Below are 22250 nucleotides of genomic sequence, written 5' to 3' on the forward strand. Positions count from 1 at the left end.
AATGATCAATAAAGTTTTTACTAGCAAGCATTACCCAAATTAGAAACACCATGAAGTGTGCCGTATTGCTGGACTTTCACGGTAAGGGTTCGCTTCGAAGAGCATCCTGACGGTTAAAAATTAATCGAGTGCTATCAATTTTAAGATTTGGATTAATCAAATCTATTGTGCTAATTAGGCCTAACAATTAGCCGTTAGTTGCTTCTTAGTGTCTAATAACGCAAATTTTTCATGAATCCACACATATAAAGAGACAGGATAGGCCAATGAGCGAAGTAAAGCATCATCGTCTAGTCATTCTAGGTTCCGGCCCTGCCGGGTACACTGCTGCGGTTTATGCAGCACGCGCTAACCTCGCACCGGTTGTTATCACAGGCATGCAGCAAGGTGGTCAGCTAACAACCACCACTGAAGTTGAGAACTGGCCAGGCGGTGTTCCCGATTTACAGGGTCCGGATCTAATGGTTCAGATGCAGCAGCATGCTGAGCGTTTTGATACCGAGATTGTTTTTGACCATATTCATGAGTGTGACCTATCGAAGCGTCCATTTACCTTAAAAGGCACTAATACCTATACCTGTGATGCTCTCATCATTGCAACAGGCGCCTCTGCTCAATACCTGGGCCTACCTTCAGAAGAAGCATTTCAGGGGCGTGGCGTTAGCGCCTGTGCAACTTGTGATGGTTTCTTTTATCGAGATCAAACCGTTGCAGTGATTGGTGGCGGTAACACAGCTGTCGAAGAGGCGCTATATCTCTCAAACATTGCCAAAGAAGTCATCGTTGTGCATCGCCGTGATGCCCTTCGCTCAGAAAAGATACTCCAAGATCGCCTGCTTGCTAAAGCTGAGTCTGGCAACGTAACAATGGAGTGGAATCATGTCTTAGATGAAGTGTTAGGTGACGATGCGGGCGTAACAGGCGTGCGATTGAAACATGCGCAAACTGGCGAAACTAAAGAATTAGAGCTGCAAGGTGTTTTTGTCGCCATTGGACACAAGCCTAACACAGACATTTTTGCCGACCAGCTCGACATGGAAAACGGCTACCTGAAAATCAAAGGTGGTTTTGACGGCATGGCGACTCAAACAAGTGTGCCAGGTGTTTTCGCAGCGGGCGACGTCGCCGACCATATTTATCGTCAAGCAATCACTTCGGCTGGCGCCGGCTGTATGGCTGCTCTGGATGCAGAAAAGTTCCTAGACGAATAACTAGCCCCGAGTTTCCGCTCAGTGGCTGATATTATCTGGCTTGAGCCAAGCCAAATTGCGTTTCCGTCTGTCGATCTCGCGCTCAAAGACCCAAACGGGCTGTTAGCTGCAGGCGGAGCGCTCACTTCTCAATGGCTTTTAAGCGCCTATCAGTTAGGTATTTTTCCCTGGTTTGAAGATGGCCAACCGATTCTTTGGTGGTCACCTGATCCGCGTTTGGTGTTACGTCCAAATGAGGTTCGTGTTAGCAAATCAATGCGAAAACTTATCAGAAAAACAGCATTTGAAGTAACTTTTGATACGGTGTTTGAAGATGTGATCAATGCGTGCTCACAACCTCGGAATACCGGCGCTGGGGACCTTTCGGGAACATGGATCACATCGGACATGAAGCAAGCTTATTGCGCTCTCCACCGGGAAGGCTTTGCTCATTCGGTCGAAGTTTGGGATGGCACTCGTTTAGTGGGTGGGCTTTATGGCGTTGCTCTGAACGGAGTATTTTTTGGTGAATCCATGTTTACCCGTGCCTCGAACGCGTCCAAACTTGGCTTTATCACGCTATGTCGTCACCTTCATCATTGGGGGTTTGATCTCATTGACTGTCAGGTGGAAACCGAGCATCTACAATCCCTTGGCGCTTATAATGTTCCGAGAGCGGAATTTTGCCAAACACTCGCTATGAAAACCCGCTCCGCTGATCCTATGATGTCCCAATCGTCGCGCTGGCACGTGGACACACACCTGTTAACTACTACGTAACCACAACGGACTATGACAGATCTAACAACATTGCGGTTCTTTGCGACTCCACCGCACAGTTGCAGCTATTTGGATGATCAGGATGCATCCACCATCTTCGTCGACCCTAATCAACGTATAGACGCAAACCTCTATGAACAGCTTTCAAAGCATGGGTTTAGACGAAGTGGACCTCATGTATATCGCCCTCATTGTGCGCAGTGCTCGGCCTGTATAGCAGCCAGAGTACCTGTAAACGATTTTAAACCCAGCCGCCGTCACAAACGATGCATTAAAGCAAATAGCGATATTATCGTAGAGGAAATTGCCAGTATTGATACTGCTGGGCACTTCGCCCTGTATGAACGCTATATCAATGAGCGTCACTGCGATGGCGATATGTACCCGGCCAGTAAAGAACAATTTGATTCATTCTTATCCAGTGAATGGGGCGTCACACGCTATTTTGAGATGAAGCTGGATGGCCGAATCGTCGGTGTCATGGTGAGCGATAAGTTACCCAACGGTCTGAGCGCTATGTACACATTTTTCGACCCAGACCTTAGTAAACGTAGCTTGGGCACCTTCGCGATCTTGTGGCAGGTAGGATACGCACAGCGCGAAAAAATGGATTATCTTTACTTGGGGTACTGGATAAAAGAAAGCGACAAGATGAACTACAAGTCTCAGTATCGCCCTTTAGAGTTGCTAATCGAGAATAAATGGCTGCTCCTCAAGTAGTTTCGTGTATATATTCCCCTCCCCTTGCCCTTTTTTAACCATTAACCTTGGCTCCGAGCGCTATTTCAGGCAAAATTCACCGCTTTCTTAGTGCGCCTCCGTGGCGGGCTATATATGACAGTTTGATGTAATGAGGATTTATGGCGAAAGAAGACAATATTGAACTGGAAGGTGAAGTAATTGATACCCTTCCTAACACTACATTTCGAGTAAAGCTTGAAAACGGCCACGTAGTCACGGCACATATATCTGGCAAAATGCGCAAAAACTATATTCGTATTTTGACTGGGGATAAAGTTAAAGTAGAAATGACACCATACGACCTAAGCAAAGGGCGTATTACTTACCGCGCGCGTTAATCCTGCTCCTACCCTACCTGTCACAAAGCAACACGATATTCAAACTGTCCAACAAAAAAGCCACGTAAAAACGTGGCTTTTGGTTTTGTCTGTTTAGCAGCGGTTGTACAACTTTTGTGCTATACGCTGGCACTTTCTTCAGAGCGTTTTTTTGCTGGTACCTGTTTGAGGCTCAGTTTATCGTCTTTGACTGTGACAAATACCTCGCCACCGTGAGTCAAATCGCCAAATAAAACGGCTTCAGCGAGTGGCTTCTTAAGGGTCTCTTGGATTAAACGGGCCATCGGTCGTGCACCCATTTTCTCGTCGTAACCGTTGGTTGCTAGCCAGTTTCTAGCCTCTTCATCAAGTGTGAGTTGCACGCGCTTATCGTCGAGTTGCGACTGAAGCTCAACAATAAATTTGTCGACGACGGTTTTAATCACATCCTGAGACAAGGCACCAAACTGAATTATAGAATCGAGTCGATTTCTAAACTCAGGCGTGAACATTTTATTAATCGCCTCCATACCATCGGTAGAGTTATCTTGTTCAGTGAAACCCATCGAGCGCTTGCTTAATGCTTCAGCGCCAGCATTGGTTGTCATGATCAGGACAACATTTCTAAAGTCAGCTTTGCGTCCATTGTTGTCGGTTAGCGTGCCGTGATCCATCACTTGTAGCAAAATATTAAACACCTCCGGATGCGCTTTTTCGATTTCATCGAGTAAGACGACACTGTGAGGATGTTGAGTTACTTGTTCTGTTAACAATCCACCCTGGTCAAAACCAACATAGCCGGGAGGCGCACCAATAAGGCGAGAGACAGTGTGTCGCTCCATATATTCAGACATATCGAAACGTATTAATTCTACGCCCATGGCTTTCGCGAGTTGTTTACACAATTCAGTTTTGCCAACACCGGTTGGGCCGGCAAACAAAAAGGACCCGATGGGCTTATCGAGATTGCCAAGCCCCGCTCGCGATAATTTGATAGCGGAGCTGATATCGCTGATGGCTTTCTCCTGTCCGAACACTGTCATCCGTAAACTGGAATCTAATTTGCCCAATAATTCTTTGTCAGAAGACGATACATTTTTCGGCGGGATTTGAGCAATTTTTGCAACAACCTGTTCGACGTCAGCAACGCCAATTAACTTTTTGCGTTTGCTTTTCGCTTGAAGTTGTTGATAAGCACCGGCTTCATCAATGACATCAATTGCTTTATCCGGGAGGAAACGATCATTTATGTAACGCGAAGATAAATCCGCTGCGGCACGCAACGCAGAATCACTGTAGCGAAGGTTATGATGCGATTCAAATCGCGATTTGAGACCTTTTAATATTTGATATGCTTCATCAGCGGTTGGCTCATTAACATCAACTTTTTGGAAGCGTCGAGAGAGCGCGCGGTCTTTCTCAAAAATACCGCGATATTCCTGGAACGTCGTAGAACCAATACATCGAAGCTCACCACTCGTAAGCAGTGGTTTTAATAAGTTTGATGCATCCATTACGCCGCCTGAGGCTGCACCTGCACCAATAATGGTGTGGATCTCATCGATGAACAACACCGCGTGTTCTTCTTTACGTAGTTGAGCTAGCAGGCCTTTAAATCGTTTTTCAAAATCGCCGCGATACTTTGTACCGGCTAGCAAAGAACCTAAGTCGAGAGAGTATACAACCGAACTCGTGAGGACTTCCGGTACATCACCTTCTACAATACGTTTAGCCAAACCCTCTGCTATTGCAGTTTTACCAACACCGGCTTCACCGACGAGTAAAGGGTTGTTTTTTCGGCGACGTGACAGAATTTGGCAAACGCGTTCGATCTCATGAGCGCGTCCAACAAGTGGATCAATGCGCCCTTCCATTGCTTGTTCATTTAGATTAGTCGCGTAAGCTTCTAACGGGTTTTGCGAACTGCTTTCACCGGTTTGTAAACCTTCATCCTCATGTTGTTCGTGTGAACCGGAGTCGCTGCTGCTATTGGAATGCCCTGCCACCTTCGAGATGCCGTGTGTTATGAAATTGACAACGTCAATACGAGCAATGCTTTGTTGCTTCAGGTAGTACACAGCTTGGCTTTCTTGCTCGCTAAATATGGCTACCAGTACATTGGCACCTGTCACTTCGTTTTTGCCCGAAGACTGGACATGAAATACAGCGCGCTGTAACACTCGCTGGAAACCAAGCGTCGGCTGAGTTTCTCTTTCTGTGTCATTTTCGGGAATAAGTGGTGTGGTTGAGTCGACAAACTCAACTAAGTCGTTTCGCAAGTTGGATAAATCCGCACCGCACGCTCTTAATACGTTGGCCGCTGATTCATTATCGATCAAAGCGAGCAACAAATGCTCGACTGTCATAAATTCGTGACGCTTGGATCGCGCACCTTTAAATGCGAGGTTTAAGGTAACTTCTAAATCCTTACTTAACATGTTTTACAACCTCTTAATACGAACCCATGTTTTACAACCCTGTACAACTTAAGTGTAGGCTAATTTTCAGCATCGTCGTCATCAGATGCTTCAATCTCACATAACAAAGGATGTTGGTTCTCCCTCGCATATTGATTCACTTGAGCTGCTTTAGTTTCAGCAATGTCTCTCGTGAAAACGCCGCAAACCGCTTTTCCATGGGTATGCACTTGTAACATAGTGCGTGTCGCCTGCTCTCTACCCATGGAAAAAAATGTTTCCAATACTTCGACCACAAATTCCATTGGCGTGTAATCGTCATTGAGCATAACGACTTTATACAACGGTGGCCGTTTGAGTTTGGGTTTTTCTTCCTGGACGGCTAAATCACCGTCATAATCAGGCAAACTTGGCGCGTTATCTTTACTTAATCTTAGTCCAAGAAAAGGCTGTTTACTCATAGTTACTCATTACAAAAATGATGGAGGCTGCGTGCTCTAATAACACCAGTTTACCTCATTGCTTTTTGTGAACACATGCCCTTTTCGACTTGACATATGATATTTGGTCGGCTACAAGGGTGTTCAACTTTCGTACTGCTGATTTTTGCTACAAACATCACACTTTGATAAACATAAGTTATAAATCAGCGGTTTTATATAATAACAATCAAATAACAAAACATCCTAACGACAATAATAAGCAGTCTGCATCGACAGCTACTCAAAAGCTAACGTGGACAATTAAGAAGGATCCAAGCTATGCCTACCGGTACTGTAAAATGGTTTAACAACGCGAAAGGCTATGGGTTTATTTTGCCTGATGAAGGCTCTGAAGACCTTTTCGTGCATTACTCGTCGATCATCATGGATGGTTATCGCACCCTCAAGGCTGGGCAAGCGGTGACATTTGAGATCGTTCAAGGGGACAAAGGGCTTCATGCCACTAATATTAACGTACCTGGTGCGAGCAACCAGGGGGCGGCGTCAACAAGCGCCGATCAGGAGGCTTCGCCATCCGATAACGCTAGCAGTAAACTTGAAGCTTATAGCTAGCATGTTCTGCTAGCGGATAATAATAGACATTAAAAAAGGCCCGTAACCGATTGAGTTGCGGGCCTTTTTTGTGTGCGAACTATTGACTACATGTGATCAATAATAGCGTCACCGAACTTCGAGCAGCTTAACAAGGTCGCTCCGTCCATGAGACGTTCGAAGTCATAGGTTACGGTTTTTGCACCAATCGCCCCTTCCACGCCTTTGATGATTAGGTCCGCCGCCTCGTTCCAGCCGAGGTGGCGTAGCATCATTTCGGATGACAAGATTAGCGAGCCTGGGTTCACTTTATCTTGACCGGTATATTTTGGCGCCGTACCGTGAGTTGCTTCAAAGAGTGCAACGGTGTCTGAGATATTTGCTCCTGGAGCGATACCAATACCGCCGACTTGAGCAGCAAGTGCGTCAGATAAATAATCACCATTGAGGTTTAGCGTTGCGATAACGCTGTATTCGTCTGGTCGAAGCAGAATTTGTTGCAACATGGCATCAGCAATAACATCTTTGATGATGATCTCTTTGCCGGTTTTCGGGTTTTTGATCGTTTGCCACGGTCCACCATCGATTTCCTGGCCACCGAATTCCGTTTTAGCCAATTCATATCCCCAATCACGGAAGCCACCCTCGGTGAACTTCATGATATTGCCTTTATGTACTAGCGTTACAGAGGGCAAATCTTGGTCGATCGCGTATTGAATTGATTTGCGAACAAGACGCTGAGTACCTTCTTTGGATACGGGTTTTACACCAATGCCGCAATGCTCAGGGAATCGAATCTTAGTTACGCCCATTTCCTCGGTAAGGAATTTGATAACTTTGTCGGCTTCTGGGGTATCAGCTTGCCATTCGACACCAGCGTAAATGTCTTCTGAGTTCTCACGGAAGATCACCATATCAACTTTACCTGGTTCTTTTACAGGTGATGGTACACCGGTGAACCAACGTACAGGACGCTGACAGACATACAAATCCATTTCTTGGCGAAGCGCTACGTTAAGTGAACGGAAGCCGCCACCCACAGGTGTTGTTAGAGGGCCTTTAATACCTACGACATACTCTTTAATCGCGTCCAATGTTTCTTCCGGGAACCAGTCGCCATCGTATTTATCTGCAGCTTTCTCACCGCAAAATACTTCCATCCATGCGATAGATTTTTCGCCGCCGTATGCTTTTTGAACAGCAGCATCAGTTACTTTGAGCATCGCAGGTGTAATATCTGAGCCGATCCCATCACCTTCGATATAGGTGATAACAGGATTGTTCGGTACGCTAAGTGAGTGGTCTTCGTTTACGGTGATTTTGTCACCAGCAGGGATTTGGATATGTTTATACCCCATTACTTTCTCCGTCACATTTGTTACAGATTAAAGAGGAAGGCATGGTTCCTGAGAACCAAAGTGAAATTCGTTTTACGAACGGGCCAGAATTGTAACACTGAAATGGTTCTTTGAGTATGCACTTCATTAATACAAATCAATCGCTTAGCTCCTGTGTGTGTGGGTAGCCAAGTTAGTATTCAAAACCCGATGGTAAACGTTGTTTACGTACGACATAGGAAATAATTGTTTGCACCAGAATTGAGCATAGCTCAAAATATAAAAATGTCTCGATTAATTTTATTTAACAAACCTTATGGCGTTCTTACCCAGTTTACGGCAAAGGATGACTCGTTAACGTTGGCGCCATTTATAACGGTACGGAACGTGTATCCAGCTGGCAGGCTCGATAAAGATTCGGAGGGCTTATTGTTGCTTACCGATGATGGCAAACTTCAGCACCGCATAGCAAACCCAAAACATAAACTGCCTAAGACCTACTGGGTGCAGGTGGAAGGAAAACCAGATAATGAGAGCCTTAGACGGCTGGAGAAAGGCGTAGACCTAAAAGATGGGAAGACTCGCCCAGCCAAGGTAAAGCTCATTGAACCCCCGCCATTATGGGAACGAGATCCGCCTGTTCGCTTTCGTGTTGCGGTCCCGACACAATGGTTAGAATTAACCATAACTGAAGGGAAAAACCGTCAAGTTAGACGAATGACCGCTGCTGTGGGCTTCCCTACACTTCGTTTAGTTAGGGTAGCAATTGGTCCCTGGAAAATAGGAAACTTGCAGCCAGGTGAACACTCGGAGGAGCGCGTCCACTTAGGGCAATAAGACCTGTTCGTGGTATCATGCGCGTGCTGCTTTTCGACGATTTTTTGCCTATTGGCTTGTTTACCGCATTACTGAGATTTAAGTATGGCTTGGTACCCCCACGTAACCGTAGCGACGCTGGTCGCTGAGAACGATAAGTTTTTAATGGTAATTGAAAAAAATGAGAATGGTGACCTGGTATATAATCAGCCCGCGGGTCATCTAGACCAAGGCGAAACACTTGTTGAAGCGGCAATAAGAGAAACATTAGAAGAAACAGGCTGGGATGTAGCCCCCACCGCCGTACTTGGCCAGCAACTTTTTACGGCACCCATCAATGGGATTACTTATTTAAGAACTAACTTTGTCGCTGAAGCGCGTCATTTTAATCCAGACTACATTATCGATTCAGATATTGAATCAGCCGTTTGGCTAACCCTCGACGAAATACATAGTGTTAGAACGCAGTGGCGAAGCCACTTGGTAGGCGCTGCTATTAACGCTTATCAATCAGGCAAACGATACCCTCTAGAAATGTTAGATTTAAAATAAGCACAAACCTTTCAACAGAATATAGCAACGAAAATTTAGATTATTAATCCAAGGTACTGATCATCAACAGCATGTCTAAACCCTCAACAAAAAATAGCGATACCAAAGTTATTGTTGGTATGTCAGGCGGTGTTGATTCGTCCGTCACTGCCTATCTGCTACTTCAACAAGGCTATCAAGTTGAAGGGCTTTTTATGAAAAACTGGAACGACGATGATGGGACTGAGTACTGTACTGCAAAAGAAGATTTATTAGACGCATTACAGGTATCACAACACTTAGGCATTGAGCTCCACACGATTAATTTTGCAAGTACCTATTGGGATAATGTATTTGAACACTTTTTAAATGAATATAAAGCAGGCCGAACGCCAAACCCCGATATACTGTGTAACCGAGAAATAAAATTTAAGGCTTTCCTCGAGCATGCTCAATCACTAGGTGGTGATTTGATAGCAACAGGCCATTACGTGCGAAAAGTAGATGATGGTGAGAACGCCCTGCTTTGCAAAGGTTTAGACGCGAACAAGGATCAATCGTATTTCTTGCATGCCGTGCAAGGCGAGGCATTGAAGTACTCTTTATTTCCGGTTGGAGAGCTAACCAAGCCAGAAGTGCGCTCGATTGCGACAGAGCAAGGGTTAGTGACCAAAGACAAAAAAGACAGTACCGGTATTTGTTTTATTGGCGAGCGAAAATTTAAAGATTTTTTGGAACGCTATTTGCCCGCACAGCCCGGCAAAATAATCACCGTAGAAGGTGACATCATTGGAGAGCATAGCGGCCTGATGTATCATACTATTGGGCAACGACAAGGTCTGGGTATCGGTGGCGTTCGAGGTGCCGGTGAGGCACCTTGGTTCGTTGTAGACAAAGATTTAGACGCAAATCGGTTGATCGTTGCTCAAGGCAAAAATCACGTCCGCTTGTTCAAGACTCATTTAATTGCCAGTCAACCGACATGGGTAAACCCGCTAGAAAACGCCGATGTAATTTTGTCAGGCAATACACCGATAAAAGCCAAGATCCGATATCGACAAGAGGATCAAGAGTGTCATGTTGAGGCACAAGGTGATAAGTTGTTAGTTCGTTTTAAGGAAGCGCAAAGAGCGGTCACTCCTGGTCAGTCGATTGTTTTTTATGATGGTGACGTTTGTCTAGGTGGTGCAATTATCGAAGCTGGCCATAACGGAGAAGGATAAAACATGTCTGATATTCTTCGATGGCGCGATCCGACCATTGCATTAGCCGGTATATTACAGGCCTGTACATTAGTGGATAAGTTAGCTCGTACGGGTTACCTTGATAAGCAGGTATTTGAAACAGTCATCAATAGCTTGCTGGAAATGAACCCATCATCGACACTCGCTACTTTTGGAGGGTTATCTAAACTGACTACGGGTTTTGAAACCGTAGAACAGTGCCTCGAAAAACTACCGGACACTGAATCTCAGCAAGTCATTAAATACTTGTTTGGCGTATTTCATCTCCAATCCAAATTAATGAAAAAGCCCGACGTCCTGCAGATTATTCATAGCCGACTGCAGCAGATTCAAACCCAAGCCGCTCACTTTGAGCCTACCCACGATAATGTAGTAGCCAATTTGGCAGACCTCTACAGTGATACGCTAAGCACATTCCGCTACAGAATACATGTGCAAGGTAACCCGACATATCTCCAACAGGATCGTGTTGCTGCCCAGATACGAACACTTCTCTTTGGCGCTATACGCGCAACTATCCTTTTCCGGCAGGTCGGTGGTAAGCGATGGCACCTGCTGACACAGCGTAAAAAGTTTTTAGCTGCCGCTGGAGCGCTTAAATCAGAAGCATTAATCACCTCGCACTAGCCTAAATAGCGAGCAAAAATCACTTCGTTTTGGTATTATCCGCACCCCAAAGTCCTAGGCCGATCAGCGCTCTGGACCCTACACTAGACATCAACAGGCTCGTCATAGAGCCCAACAAGAGAAAGCATTCAAGCATTATGGAACTATCAGCACTGACCGCCGTTTCCCCTATCGATGGACGTTATGCCAGCAAAACATCCGCCTACCGCCCTATTTTCAGCGAGTTTGGCCTAATGCATAAGCGTGTTGAAGTTGAGGTGCGCTGGTTGCAATGCTTAGCGAATCACCCTCAGATCAGCGAAGTAAAGCCATTTTCCGATAATACTAATGCTCTGCTTGATTCTATTGTCAGTAACTTCAATCTACAGGGTGCGTGTCGTGTAAAAGAGATTGAGAGTACGACCAATCACGATGTGAAAGCGATTGAGTATTTCATTAAAGAACAGTTTTCCGACAATCAAGAATTGGCTGCGGCCACTGAGTACGTGCATTTTGCCTGCACCAGTGAAGATATTAACAACCTTTCACACGCGTTAATGTTGCGTGACGGTCGCGACAAGGTGCTCTTGCCGCAAATGAAAGCCATTGTTGATGCGATTAAGGGCTTAGCAACCCAATTTGCTTCACAACCTATGTTGTCTCGTACCCACGGACAAACAGCCTCTCCTACGACGGTGGGTAAAGAGTTGGCTAATGTTGTTGCGCGCTTAGAACGACAGATTAAACAAGTTTCAGCCATCGAGCTATTAGGCAAAATTAATGGTGCTGTCGGTAACTACAACGCGCATTTAAGCGCTTACCCTGAAATCGATTGGCAAACCAATGCGAAAGAATTTGTTGAAAGCCTCGGGTTGGCCTGGAATCCCTACACTACTCAAATTGAGCCTCATGATTATATTGCTGAGTTGTTCGATGCCGTCGCTCGTTTCAATACCATTTTGATCGATTTTGATCGCGATATTTGGGGTTACATCTCACTGGGTTATTTCAAACAGAAATTAAAAGAAGGCGAAGTTGGCTCGTCGACTATGCCGCATAAAGTAAACCCCATTGATTTCGAAAACTCCGAAGGCAACTTAGGTTTAGCCAACGCGCTATTTACACACCTCTCACAAAAATTACCGGTTTCACGCTGGCAGCGCGATCTTACCGACTCCACTGTCTTACGTAACATGGGCGTTGGTTTTGGTTACAGTGAGATTGCCTACGCATCTACCTTGAAAGGTTTGGGCAAATTAGAATTGAATGCCGCGCGTCTTGATGAAGATCTCGACAATGCATGGGAAGTATTAGCAGAACCAATTCAAACTATTATGCGTCGATACGGTGTAGATAAGCCCTACGAAAAACTGAAAGCATTAACCCGCGGTCAAACGGTGAATGCAGACGTGCTCAATGAATTTGTTAATCAGCTGGATGTACCAGAAGAAGCGAAAGACGCAATGCGTAAACTGACACCGAGTAATTACATCGGCAACGCGATTCAACAAGCGAACGACATCTAAACCCTAATGCTCACGCAGCTTGGCGACATAACTATTGCAGAATTTTTGTCAGACTACTGGCAAAAAAAGCCACTGCTAGTTCGCCAAGCTTTTCCGCAATACCAATCCCCTGTTTCCCCTGATGAACTCGCCGGCTTATCGCTTGAGCACGCGCTTGAGTCGCGATTAATCATTGAAGACACCAATACCAACACCTGGCAGTTAGAACACGGTCCGCTCGATGAAAACCGTTTTAGTTCATTACCATCGAGTCACTGGACACTGCTGGTGCAAGGTGTTGATGCTCTAGACCCAGAGGTTAATCAGCTACTAAACGAATTTCGTTTTATGCCCAATTGGCGCTTGGACGATATTATGGTCAGTTACGCGAGTGATCAAGGCAGCGTCGGACCGCATTTCGACTATTACGATGTTTTTCTTATTCAAACCTATGGGCGCCGGACATGGAAATTGGGTCAATGGTGCGATGGTGATTCTGAGTTAATTGACAACTGCGACCTCGCGATTTTGAAAAATTTCGAGCAAACTCACGAATGGGTATTAGAGCCTGGCGATATGCTCTACGTGCCACCGAGGCTTGCCCACTGGGGAATTGCCCTAGGTGAAAGCATGAATTTTTCCGTGGGTTTTCGCGCACCCAAAACCAGTGAGTTACTCAGCCACTTTTGCGACTACGTATTGCAAAATATCAATGATGATTCACATTACGTTGATCCCCAATTAGCGCCGACCGATAAACCAGGTTTGATTGAGAGCGGTACGTTAAACGGCATTAAACAGATGATGATGGCGGCAATCAATAACGCCAATATACAACAGTGGTTTGGTGAGTTTGCGACACAGCCACGCTACCCCATAGCCGCGGATGATTCGATTGATACTTTTTCGGCTGATGATGAATTTATTCAGGTTGAAGGTGCTCGATATGCTTACTCAGAAAGCCAAGATAGCGCGTTGCTATTTGTCAATGGCGAAACCTGGACGACTTCGCTCGGATTTGCACAGCAGCTATGTGATGCCGGTGCAATTAAAACGCTTGGCCTTAATGATGTCGATCGCGATGTGCTTGAGGATTTGCAGTCGAAGTATTTGATTCAGCTATCTAATGTTTAGTGAAAAGCTAGGCGTTTAACATGAATGAAAACGGATGGAATATTCAACTTGCAAGCTGGCAAGAGGATAGCGAAGCACTTCGTGATATTCGAGATAAGGTCTTCGTCCAAGAACAACAAGTACCTCTTGAATTAGAATGGGACGGATTGGATCAAGATGCTATCCACTTCATTGTTCAAGATGTCAATCTAAATCAGGTTGGCTGCGCCCGGCTACTGTATGATGGGCAAGTCGGAAGAGTTGCGGTGCTAGAAAATCTCCGTCGGCTCGGTATTGGGCACGCATTAATGCGCTTCGTTATTCAATATGCGGAAGAGCATGCCTACCCCGCGCTGTTTCTCCATTCGCAGATTACCGCACAAGATTTTTATGAATCGTTGGGGTTTGTCGCCTACGGCAATGTGTACGAAGAAGCAGGCATAGAACATATATCAATGAAGCGAGAGAATTCAATGCGTTGATTAAAGTTTTTCAAGGTGAGATTGGCAATGGCTGAGCGTGTTTCGGAAACCGATGAAAATTTATTGCTCCTGGACGATTTGGCGTCCTTCAGAAAGCATCTGTTGAAGTTGCTACAAACTGCGCGACGCGACCTTTATGTGCTTTCAAATACTTTAGATAAATCGTTATTCGATGACCAAGAATTCATCGATGGACTTTCAGCATTTGTGCGTAGCGATCGCGTCGCATCCGCAAAAATTCTAGTCAAAGATAGCCGAACCTTTGTTGATCAACATTCGGTTCTTCGCAATCTCTATCGCCGTTTACCCAGTAAGTTAAGCGTTCGCCAGCTAAAGTACGAACCAGAAAATAATGAAAGATGCTACATCATTGGAGATAGTAATTTGCTACTCTACCTCCATGATGATGGTGTACATAGTGGTTTTATGAACTATAACGCAGGGCCAGAATTACAAAGTATTCGTGAAGAGTTTATCTATTTGTGGGAACAACACGGGAAAGAAATTCCCGAATTTAGAGAGCTACATATTTAGTTTAAAACTGTTTTTCTTAGGGCCTTTTTGTATCAAGGCTATTTGTATCAACGCTATTTCTTTCAAGGTACTTTATGTCTAGGTGATAAAAAGGGCTCGTTATGAGCCCTTTTTTTTGCGTTGTGGAAAACTAAATCTGTTTAATCAGTTTAGCCAGTACTTTACCTGGCCCCACTTCGATGTATTCTGCTTCACCCAATCCATTGAGATATCGTACGCTTTGTGTCCATTGAACCGAACCGGAAATTTGCGTGACAAGATTTTTGGCAATATCGGCTTGTTCATATGGCTTGGCTGTCACGTTGGCAATAACCGGTGTGATTAATTCGCCGAAGCTTACATCATTTAAAAACGAAGCAAACTCGTCAGCGGCTGGCTGCATGTACCGTGAGTGGAATGCAGCACTGACAGGAAGCACTTTGTACAATTTTGCACCGGCTTCTTTAAATAGTGGTTGGCCTTTTTCAAGTTGATCAACCGGGCCAGAAATTACTGTTTGCGCAGGAGAATTGAAGTTGGCGACATCGATGCCATCCAAACCGTTCTCCGCGAGGATTCCCGGAATAGCGTCCGCATCCAATCCGATAATGGCTGCCATGCCGCCGTCTTTCGCTTGTGACATTAAGTGCCCACGTTTCTGAACCAGCTTTAACCCGGTTAAGAGATCAAAAGCGCCGCCCGCTAGCAATGCGTTGTATTCACCCAAGCTGTGCCCTGCTACGTAGTCTGGCGTCACACCCTGTTTGATTTGGTCGTAATAATGCAGTGCATTGACAATATAAAGCGCCGGTTGGGTAAATTGCGTTTCGTTGAGTACGCCATCTGGATCGTTTAAGCACAAGTCTCGAATGGAATAGCCGAGTAATTCGTCGGCTTGGCTTTCGATAGCTTTGAACTCGTCGATTTGATCAAACAGTTCTCCGCCCATTCCTTTTGATTGCGACCCCTGGCCTGGAAAAACGAATACGCGCATAGTGCTTACCTTTTAACTTATTGCCCGATTGGGTGTGTTGTGTGATTTATATAAAGCGACAAAATGGTTGATAAGTGAACACAACGAAAAAGGGCTTCTACTAGAGAAGCCCTTTTGTGTAATGAAAATGGCTGTGCTACCGGATTCTCTGAGCGGATTGTAACCGCTTATAGAGATTCTTTGTAGCTTGCCAACTCGGAAATTAGCCTTGCGCCTTCTTTTCGATACGTCGTGCATGCAAGCGAGGCTCGGTATAACCGTTAGGTTGTTTCGTGCCTTCGAAAACAAGTTCACATGCGGCTTGATAGGCGACGCTGTCTGCGAAATTAGGCGCCATTGCTTCATATTGAGTGTCACCCGCATTTTGCTCGTCCACTACAGCTGCCATACGCTCCATGGTTTCGCGTACCTGTTCTTCGGTGCAGACACCGTGATGCAGCCAGTTGGCAATATGTTGACTAGAAATACGTAAGGTAGCGCGATCTTCCATCAAGCCGACGTTATTAATGTCAGGTACTTTCGAGCAGCCAACACCTTGGTCAATCCAGCGAACAACATAGCCAAGAATACCCTGAGCGTTGTTGTCGAGCTCGTGCTTGATTTGTTCTGCCGTTAAAGTGCTTGGATCGTCCATTACTGGAATGGTTAGAATGTCATCGACAGATGCCGCCGGGCGCGATTTCAATTCTTCTTGCTTCGAAATCACGTCAACTTGATGGTAATGAAGCGCATGCAATGCTGCGGCGGTTGGCGATGGAACCCACGCAGTGTTTGCACCGGCATTGGGGTGGCCGATTTTTTCAACCATCATGCGCGCCATTAAATCTGGCATGGCCCACATACCTTTACCGATTTGCGCTTTACCTTGAAGGCCGCAAGCCAAACCGATATCCACATTGTTATCTTCGTAAGCTTTAATCCATGCGGTGCCTTTCATTTCTGCTTTCGGCAACATAACGCCGGCTTCCATACTGGTGTGAATTTCATCACCGGTACGATCCAAAAAGCCTGTATTAATAAATGCAACACGCTCTTTTGCAGCACGGATACATTCTTTTAAGTTAACTGTAGTGCGACGCTCTTCATCCATGATGCCGAGCTTGATGGTGTTTTCTTCAAGACCTAACGCTTGTTCAACGCGACCATAAAGCTCACCCGCGAAGGCTACTTCTTCTGGCCCGTGCATTTTTGGCTTAACGATGTAAACACTGCCACTGCGAGAATTGCTTAACTTGTTTAGCTTTTTCACGTCCAGCAAAGAAATGGTGCTGGTAATAACCGCATCCATAATACCTTCGTAAATTTCTTCACCGTTTTTATCGATAATGGCTTCGTTACGCATTAAGTGGCCGACGTTGCGAACGAATAGCAAACTACGACCAGGCAAAGTTAAAGTATTGCCATTGAGGTCAGTATATTCGCGATCAGCATTTAATGTGCGTGTTAGTTGCTCTCCACCTTTGGTGAAGGTTTCGGCTAGGTCGCCATTAATCAAACCTAACCAATTTTTATAAACTTCAACTTTATCTTCTGCATCAACCGCCGCAACAGAATCCTCACAATCTTGAATGGTGGTAACGGCTGCTTCGACCAATAAATCTTTAACGCCCGCTTTGTCGGTTGAACCGATAGGAGAAGAAGCGTCGATTTGAATTTCTACGTGAAGGCCGTTGTTTTTTAATAGAACAGCGGTTGGCGCTGAGGCTTCGCCTTGGTAACCAATCAATTGTGCTGTGTTGGCTAAGCCCACTTTTTCGCCGCCCTCTAGAGTGACTTCTAATGCGCCGTTGACGATGGCGTATTGTGTTGCATTGACGTGATCACCCTTCGCTAGTGGGAAAGCACTGTTTAAAAAGTCACGCGCGTAGGCGATAACTTTATTACCGCGTACAGGGTTGTAACCGCCGGCTTTTTCAGCGCCTTCTTCTTCTGAAATGGCATCGGTGCCGTAGAGTGCGTCGTACAAACTACCCCAACGCGCATTAGCCGCATTCAATGCGAAGCGAGCATTTTTTACGGGTACAACCAACTGCGGTCCTGCTTGGGTTGCGATTTCGCTATCGACGTTTTGTGTAGTGACTTCAAAATCGCCGCCCTCTTCTACTAAGTAACCGATTTCTTGCAAGAAAGCTTTATAGGCCGCTTGATCGTGATTACCTTTATTGGCTTTGTGCCATGCGTCGATTTGCGCTTGGATATCATCACGCTTTTTCAACAAGGCGGTGTTCTTTGGCGTTAGATCATTGATAATCGCTTCGAATTTGCTCCAGAAGTCATCAGAAGCAATACCTACTTTCGGTAAGACGTCCTGATTTACAAAGTCTGCGAGTTGGGTTGCTACTTGTAAGCCACCAATTTGCACGCGATTAGTCATAGCTGTTGCACCTTGTTTTGTATTCAACTGTGTTGAGTTGAGTGTGGTCGTTGAATTGAAGTCGATAATATGGGCGGACTGCCCGAATTATGGGCCGAGCATAGTAGCGATTACAGCACTATTTCTCTAGCTGTTAGTTTTAATGTTGGCTATCCAGCCTGTGAATGTGGCTGCTTGGCAGCACAGAGTCAGATAGTTTTACCGACGCTGGTGACTAAGCGACGCATCCATTGGTGAGCTGGGTTGTGTTGAAGCAGCGGACTCCATGCCATTTTAAGCTCGAACGACGGTATATCAAACGGTGTCGGTGCGACGACAACGCGAGGGTTGCTGCGTTGTAGCTCAGCGAGTTTAGACGGTACCGTAACAATCAAGTCCTTCTGCTCGGCAAGTAACATGGCCGCTTGGTAGTGGCGCGTGAACACAGAGATCTGCCTTTTTTTGCCTTGTTTGCGTAGTACTTCGTCTACCCACCCCAGGCGTTGCTCGTCTTTGGGGTTAATGCCTACTCCAACCCCCATACCGGTTTTACTCACCCAGACGTGTTGTGCATCTATATAGGTATCCAGAGTGAAGTTGTCTCGAATCGGGTTTTCGGTACTCATTAAGCACGAATAATTGTCCTGCCATACAGTCGTTTGGTGGAACGATTGCGGCATACTATCGAAACGGTTAATCACCATGTCGACTCTTCCCTGCTCCACGTCCAAGAAGCTCACGTCGCTGGGGGTTAGGATGTCCAAACAGACGCCTGGTGCCTGTTCGCGCAATTCTCTTAATAAGGGAGGAATAAGGGTGGACTCGGTATAGTCGCTTGCCATGATCCGAAATACTCTATCGCTTTCAGATGGCTCGAAGGCTGACTTGGGTTGCACTGCTTTTTCGATGTCGACCAACACATCGCGGACCAAAGGCGCGAGTTGAGTAGCCCTTTCGGTCGGCGTCATGCCTTCGCTAGTGCGCACTAACAGAGGGTCATCAAATAGTTGTCGCAAACGCCGCAGGCCATTGCTCATCGCGGGTTGCGAGATACCGAGTTGATTGGCGGCCTTGGTGACATTGCGCTCTCTTAATAGCACATCTAGATAAACTAAGAGGTTCAGATCGATTCGATTAATGTTCATAAGCGAAATATGGCTCCCATGCCAAATGCATCAGCTAAACTGATTTAATTCATCTATGTAATACCGAAGATAAAAACTATAAATTAGCTAAATCATTGCACAGTTTATAGACTCCCTCAACCAAAAATTTGCTCTTGCTTTTCGCTCTTGCATCTATAGTTAATTACTTCCCATTAACCTCTAGCCAAACAAAGGATCGCGGATCATGTCTGACTATTCAAAAACCATCGACGAGCTAGCCTCAGTCAGTGCGGGCCAAAAAACTTGGGGTGCTATCACTCCTGAGTATGCTGCACGCATGCGTCTTCAAAACCGTTTCAAAACTGGTTTAGATATCGCTAAATACACAGCTAAGATCATGCGCCAAGACATGGCTGAGTACGATGCTGATTCTTCTAAGTACACTCAATCATTGGGTTGCTGGCACGGTTTTGTCGGTCAACAAAAAATGATCGCTGTTAAGAAGCACCACGGTACTACTAGCAAGCGCTACTTGTACCTTTCTGGTTGGATGGTTGCGGCTCTACGTTCTGAGTTCGGTCCACTTCCTGACCAATCTATGCACGAGAAGACTTCTGTATCTGGTCTAATCGAAGAGCTATACACTTTCTTGAAGCAAGCTGATGCGCGTGAACTTCGCCACATCTTCAAAGAGATCGACGATGCTCGTGAAGCTGGTGACAAAGCCGCTGAAGAAGCAGCTATCGCTAAAGTAGATAACTTCCAAACTCACGTTGTGCCTATCGTTGCAGATATCGACGCAGGTTTTGGTAACGCTGAAGCGACTTACCTACTTGCTAAGCAAATGATCGAAGCGGGTGCTTGCTGTATCCAAATCGAAAACCAAGTATCTGATGAGAAGCAATGTGGTCACCAAGACGGTAAAGTAACTGTTCCACACGAAGACTTCCTAGCGAAAATCAACGCTGTTCGTTACGCGTTCCTTGAGCTTGGTGTTGACGACGGTGTTATCGTTGCACGTACTGACTCACTCGGTGCTGGCCTAACTAAGCAAATCGCTGTTACTCGCGAGCCAGGTGATCTTGGTGATCAATACAACAGCTTCTTAGATGTTGAAGAAGTTGATGCATCTACCATGAAAAATGGCGATGTTGTTATCAACCGTAACGGCAAACTTGTTCGTCCTAAGCGTCTTCCTTCTAACCTTTTCGAATTCCGCAAAGGTACTGGTATCGATCGTGTTGTATTGGACTGTATCACTTCACTTCAAAACGGTGCTGATCTTCTTTGGATCGAAACTGAGAAGCCTCACGTTGGCCAAATCGCTGAAATGGTTAACCGTGTACGTGAAGTTGTTCCTAATGCGAAATTGGTTTACAACAACTCACCTTCTTTCAACTGGACTCTAAACTTCCGTCAGCAAGTATTTGATGCTTGGTCAGAAGCTGGTAAAGACGTATCTGCATACGATCGCGCTAACCTAATGTCAGTTGAATATGATGAGACTGAGCTTTCTAAAGAAGCTGATGCGAAAATCCAATCTTTCCAAGCAGATGCTGCGCGTGAAGCTGGTATTTTCCACCACCTCATCACTCTTCCAACTTACCACACTGCTGCATTGTCTACTGACAACTTGGCAAAAGGTTACTTCGGTGACGAAGGTATGTTGGCTTATGTTGCTGGCGTACAGCGTAAAGAAATCCGTCAAGGTCTAGATTGCGTTAAGCACCAAGACATGGCTGGTTCTAACATCGGTGATGACCACAAAGAATACTTTGCTGGTGAAGCTGCGCTTAAAGCGTCTGGTAAAGACAACACAATGAACCAGTTCGACTAATCGAAACCGGTTTAGTGTTAAAAAAAAGGCGATCTTCGGATCGCCTTTTTTCGTTCTGCGCATTAAGAAACTTGATCTAATGACCCCGCCCCTATTGCTGCTAACGCAATCAGTACATCAGCTGATGTTTTCAATAGTCCCCGATTCCAAAATCCTTAATAGGCTACACTTTAAAGGAGTCAACTCTTTATTTGGGACGCATCATGTCGAGCCAACGCCTTCGTATACTCATCGTTGATGACAATGAAGACAATCGTGACCTTTTAGACGACATTTTAGAATCAGAACACGAGACTGTTTGTGTTGAGAGCGGCCAACTATGCCTGGATGCACTCGCAGAAGGACAGTTCGATCTCGTGTTACTTGATGTCAATATGCCTGAGATGGATGGGTATGAAGTTTGTCGAAAAATAAAATCTTCGCCCGCCTACGCTATGGTGCCTGTTGTATTTGTTTCCGCACTAGCGTCCACTGAAGAGCGTTTGCGCGGCTATGAAGTGGGTGCAGAAGATTACATCACCAAGCCCTTTAACACCTCAGATATCACTGATGTTGTTGAGAAGGTGCGAGATCTAAAAGCCCAAGCATTACGTTATGAGGAGATGAACAAAGAGGCTATGCAAACCGCCTACCAGGCGATGGCCAATAGTGCAGAACTCGGCTCGATTGTGCAGTATTTGCAAACCAGTTTTCAGTCTAAATCAATTGAGCAACTTGCGTCTGATTTACTTGAAGCGACAACTGCATTTGGCTTGAACTGTTGTTTAAGGTTCCAAGTAAACTATCGGACAACCCTCGTGGGGTGTGACAACCATTCAATTGAAGCAAAGGTTATTGAGCGTTTTAGAGAAGGCGACAAGATCTTAGACTTTGGCTCTCGCACGTTGATCAATGAGGACCACGTTTCATTACTTGTCAAAAACATGCCGCTTGATAAGCCTGACGATTATGGACGAATTAAGGATAATTTAGCGGTTTTAGTGTGCGGCACAGAAGCGCGCTGCAAAGCGATTGAAACGGAAGCGAGTATTGACGAAGCGCGTACACACGGTTTGCAATCAATATTAATCAATAGCCAAAACCGGTTACAAGAAATAAGAACTCTTATCGATCAGCAAAAATCTAATGCCAATACGGTGCTGGATTCTATTACAGGAAAAGTTGAGTCCGTAGTATTTGGGTTGGGTTTGGACGAAGAGCAGGAAAAAACCATTCTTTCTGCGATAGATCAAGGGATAGACGAACTAAGTCTACTAACACACTATAGTGATCAAATCGCAAGTAGCTTTAGTGGTTTTGTAAACGATCTTGGTGAAATAGCGACGAAGAGTTGA

21 protein-coding genes are annotated in these 22250 nt (G+C 45.5%); 15 read left to right on the top strand and 6 right to left on the bottom strand.

What is annotated here, in order from left to right; translation table 11 throughout:
• Nucleotides 1-266: 266 nt before the first annotated feature.
• From trxB to infA, 4 genes are all read left to right on the top strand, one after another.
• Nucleotides 267-1211, top strand: a complete 945-nt coding sequence (gene trxB / locus ACZ5NB_RS09610) for a thioredoxin-disulfide reductase (protein WP_460234837.1) — start codon at nt 267-269, stop codon at nt 1209-1211.
• Nucleotides 1212-1232: 21 nt separating this feature from the next.
• Nucleotides 1233-1970 (top strand): leucyl/phenylalanyl-tRNA--protein transferase, encoded by a 738-nt coding sequence (aat, locus tag ACZ5NB_RS09615; RefSeq protein WP_460234836.1) that lies wholly within the window; start codon nt 1233-1235, stop codon nt 1968-1970.
• Between the two features lie 12 nt (nt 1971-1982).
• The gene (locus ACZ5NB_RS09620) at nt 1983-2690 is read left to right on the top strand and encodes an arginyltransferase (protein WP_460234835.1); all 708 of its coding nucleotides are present in this window, start codon (nt 1983-1985) and stop codon (nt 2688-2690) included.
• Nucleotides 2691-2830: 140 nt separating this feature from the next.
• Nucleotides 2831-3049 carry a translation initiation factor IF-1 gene (infA, locus tag ACZ5NB_RS09625; RefSeq protein WP_460234834.1) on the top strand — a complete coding sequence of 73 codons (219 nt, stop codon included), beginning with the start codon at nt 2831-2833 and terminating at the stop codon, nt 3047-3049.
• Nucleotides 3050-3168: 119 nt separating this feature from the next.
• Here infA and clpA read toward each other — a convergent pair whose 3' ends face one another.
• Together clpA and clpS are read right to left on the bottom strand one after the other, a co-directional pair.
• Nucleotides 3169-5466, bottom strand: a complete 2298-nt coding sequence (gene clpA / locus ACZ5NB_RS09630; protein WP_460234833.1) for an ATP-dependent Clp protease ATP-binding subunit ClpA — start codon at nt 5464-5466, stop codon at nt 3169-3171.
• Between the two features lie 59 nt (nt 5467-5525).
• Nucleotides 5526-5906 carry an ATP-dependent Clp protease adapter ClpS gene (gene clpS, locus ACZ5NB_RS09635; RefSeq protein ID WP_460234832.1) on the bottom strand — a complete coding sequence of 127 codons (381 nt, stop codon included), beginning with the start codon at nt 5904-5906 and terminating at the stop codon, nt 5526-5528.
• Between the two features lie 300 nt (nt 5907-6206).
• Between clpS and cspD the strand changes: the two genes are divergently transcribed.
• Nucleotides 6207-6500 (top strand): cold shock domain-containing protein CspD, encoded by a 294-nt coding sequence (gene cspD / locus ACZ5NB_RS09640; protein ID WP_460234831.1) that lies wholly within the window; start codon nt 6207-6209, stop codon nt 6498-6500.
• 86 nt (nt 6501-6586) lie between these two features.
• Here the strand turns inward: cspD and icd are convergent, their stop codons facing one another.
• Nucleotides 6587-7837, bottom strand: a complete 1251-nt coding sequence (icd, locus tag ACZ5NB_RS09645) for an NADP-dependent isocitrate dehydrogenase (RefSeq protein WP_460234830.1) — start codon at nt 7835-7837, stop codon at nt 6587-6589.
• Between the two features lie 264 nt (nt 7838-8101).
• Between icd and ACZ5NB_RS09650 the strand changes: the two genes are divergently transcribed.
• From ACZ5NB_RS09650 to ACZ5NB_RS09685, 8 genes are all read left to right on the top strand, one after another.
• Nucleotides 8102-8653: a pseudouridine synthase gene (locus ACZ5NB_RS09650; protein WP_460234829.1), complete on the top strand. Its 552-nt coding sequence runs from the start codon at nt 8102-8104 to the stop codon at nt 8651-8653.
• Between the two features lie 84 nt (nt 8654-8737).
• Nucleotides 8738-9184 (top strand): NUDIX hydrolase, encoded by a 447-nt coding sequence (locus tag ACZ5NB_RS09655; protein ID WP_460234828.1) that lies wholly within the window; start codon nt 8738-8740, stop codon nt 9182-9184.
• Nucleotides 9185-9255: 71 nt separating this feature from the next.
• Nucleotides 9256-10386 carry a tRNA 2-thiouridine(34) synthase MnmA gene (mnmA, locus tag ACZ5NB_RS09660; RefSeq protein WP_460234827.1) on the top strand — a complete coding sequence of 377 codons (1131 nt, stop codon included), beginning with the start codon at nt 9256-9258 and terminating at the stop codon, nt 10384-10386.
• A 3-nt stretch (nt 10387-10389) separates the two neighbouring features.
• Nucleotides 10390-11034: a high frequency lysogenization protein HflD gene (gene hflD, locus ACZ5NB_RS09665; RefSeq protein ID WP_460234826.1), complete on the top strand. Its 645-nt coding sequence runs from the start codon at nt 10390-10392 to the stop codon at nt 11032-11034.
• A gap of 137 nt (nt 11035-11171) precedes the next feature.
• Entirely contained in the window at nt 11172-12539 is a 1368-nt protein-coding gene (purB, locus tag ACZ5NB_RS09670) for an adenylosuccinate lyase (RefSeq protein ID WP_460234825.1), read from the top strand.
• A 6-nt stretch (nt 12540-12545) separates the two neighbouring features.
• Nucleotides 12546-13652, top strand: a complete 1107-nt coding sequence (locus ACZ5NB_RS09675; RefSeq protein ID WP_460234824.1) for a cupin domain-containing protein — start codon at nt 12546-12548, stop codon at nt 13650-13652.
• 20 nt (nt 13653-13672) lie between these two features.
• Complete coding sequence (locus tag ACZ5NB_RS09680; protein WP_460234823.1) at nt 13673-14113, top strand: GNAT family N-acetyltransferase; 441 nt, start codon at nt 13673-13675, stop codon at nt 14111-14113.
• A 27-nt stretch (nt 14114-14140) separates the two neighbouring features.
• Nucleotides 14141-14647, top strand: coding sequence for a DUF7931 domain-containing protein (locus ACZ5NB_RS09685; RefSeq protein WP_460234822.1), 507 nt, complete (start codon nt 14141-14143; stop codon nt 14645-14647).
• 130 nt (nt 14648-14777) lie between these two features.
• Here the strand turns inward: ACZ5NB_RS09685 and fabD are convergent, their stop codons facing one another.
• The 3 genes from fabD to ACZ5NB_RS09700 form a co-directional block, all read right to left on the bottom strand.
• Entirely contained in the window at nt 14778-15620 is an 843-nt protein-coding gene (fabD, locus tag ACZ5NB_RS09690) for an ACP S-malonyltransferase (RefSeq protein WP_460234821.1), read from the bottom strand.
• A 202-nt stretch (nt 15621-15822) separates the two neighbouring features.
• Nucleotides 15823-17994: a malate synthase G gene (locus ACZ5NB_RS09695; protein WP_464107940.1), complete on the bottom strand. Its 2172-nt coding sequence runs from the start codon at nt 17992-17994 to the stop codon at nt 15823-15825.
• Between the two features lie 188 nt (nt 17995-18182).
• On the bottom strand, nt 18183-19118 hold the full coding sequence (locus ACZ5NB_RS09700) for a LysR family transcriptional regulator (RefSeq protein ID WP_460234819.1): 936 nt from the start codon (nt 19116-19118) through the stop codon (nt 18183-18185).
• 205 nt (nt 19119-19323) lie between these two features.
• On the opposite strand from ACZ5NB_RS09700, the gene ACZ5NB_RS09705 reads away from it, so the two are divergent.
• Nucleotides 19324-20916 carry an isocitrate lyase gene (locus ACZ5NB_RS09705; RefSeq protein ID WP_460234818.1) on the top strand — a complete coding sequence of 531 codons (1593 nt, stop codon included), beginning with the start codon at nt 19324-19326 and terminating at the stop codon, nt 20914-20916.
• A gap of 203 nt (nt 20917-21119) precedes the next feature.
• Entirely contained in the window at nt 21120-22250 is a 1131-nt protein-coding gene (locus tag ACZ5NB_RS09710) for a response regulator (protein WP_460234817.1), read from the top strand.

It is taken from the genome of Aurantivibrio plasticivorans (assembly GCF_055392955.1).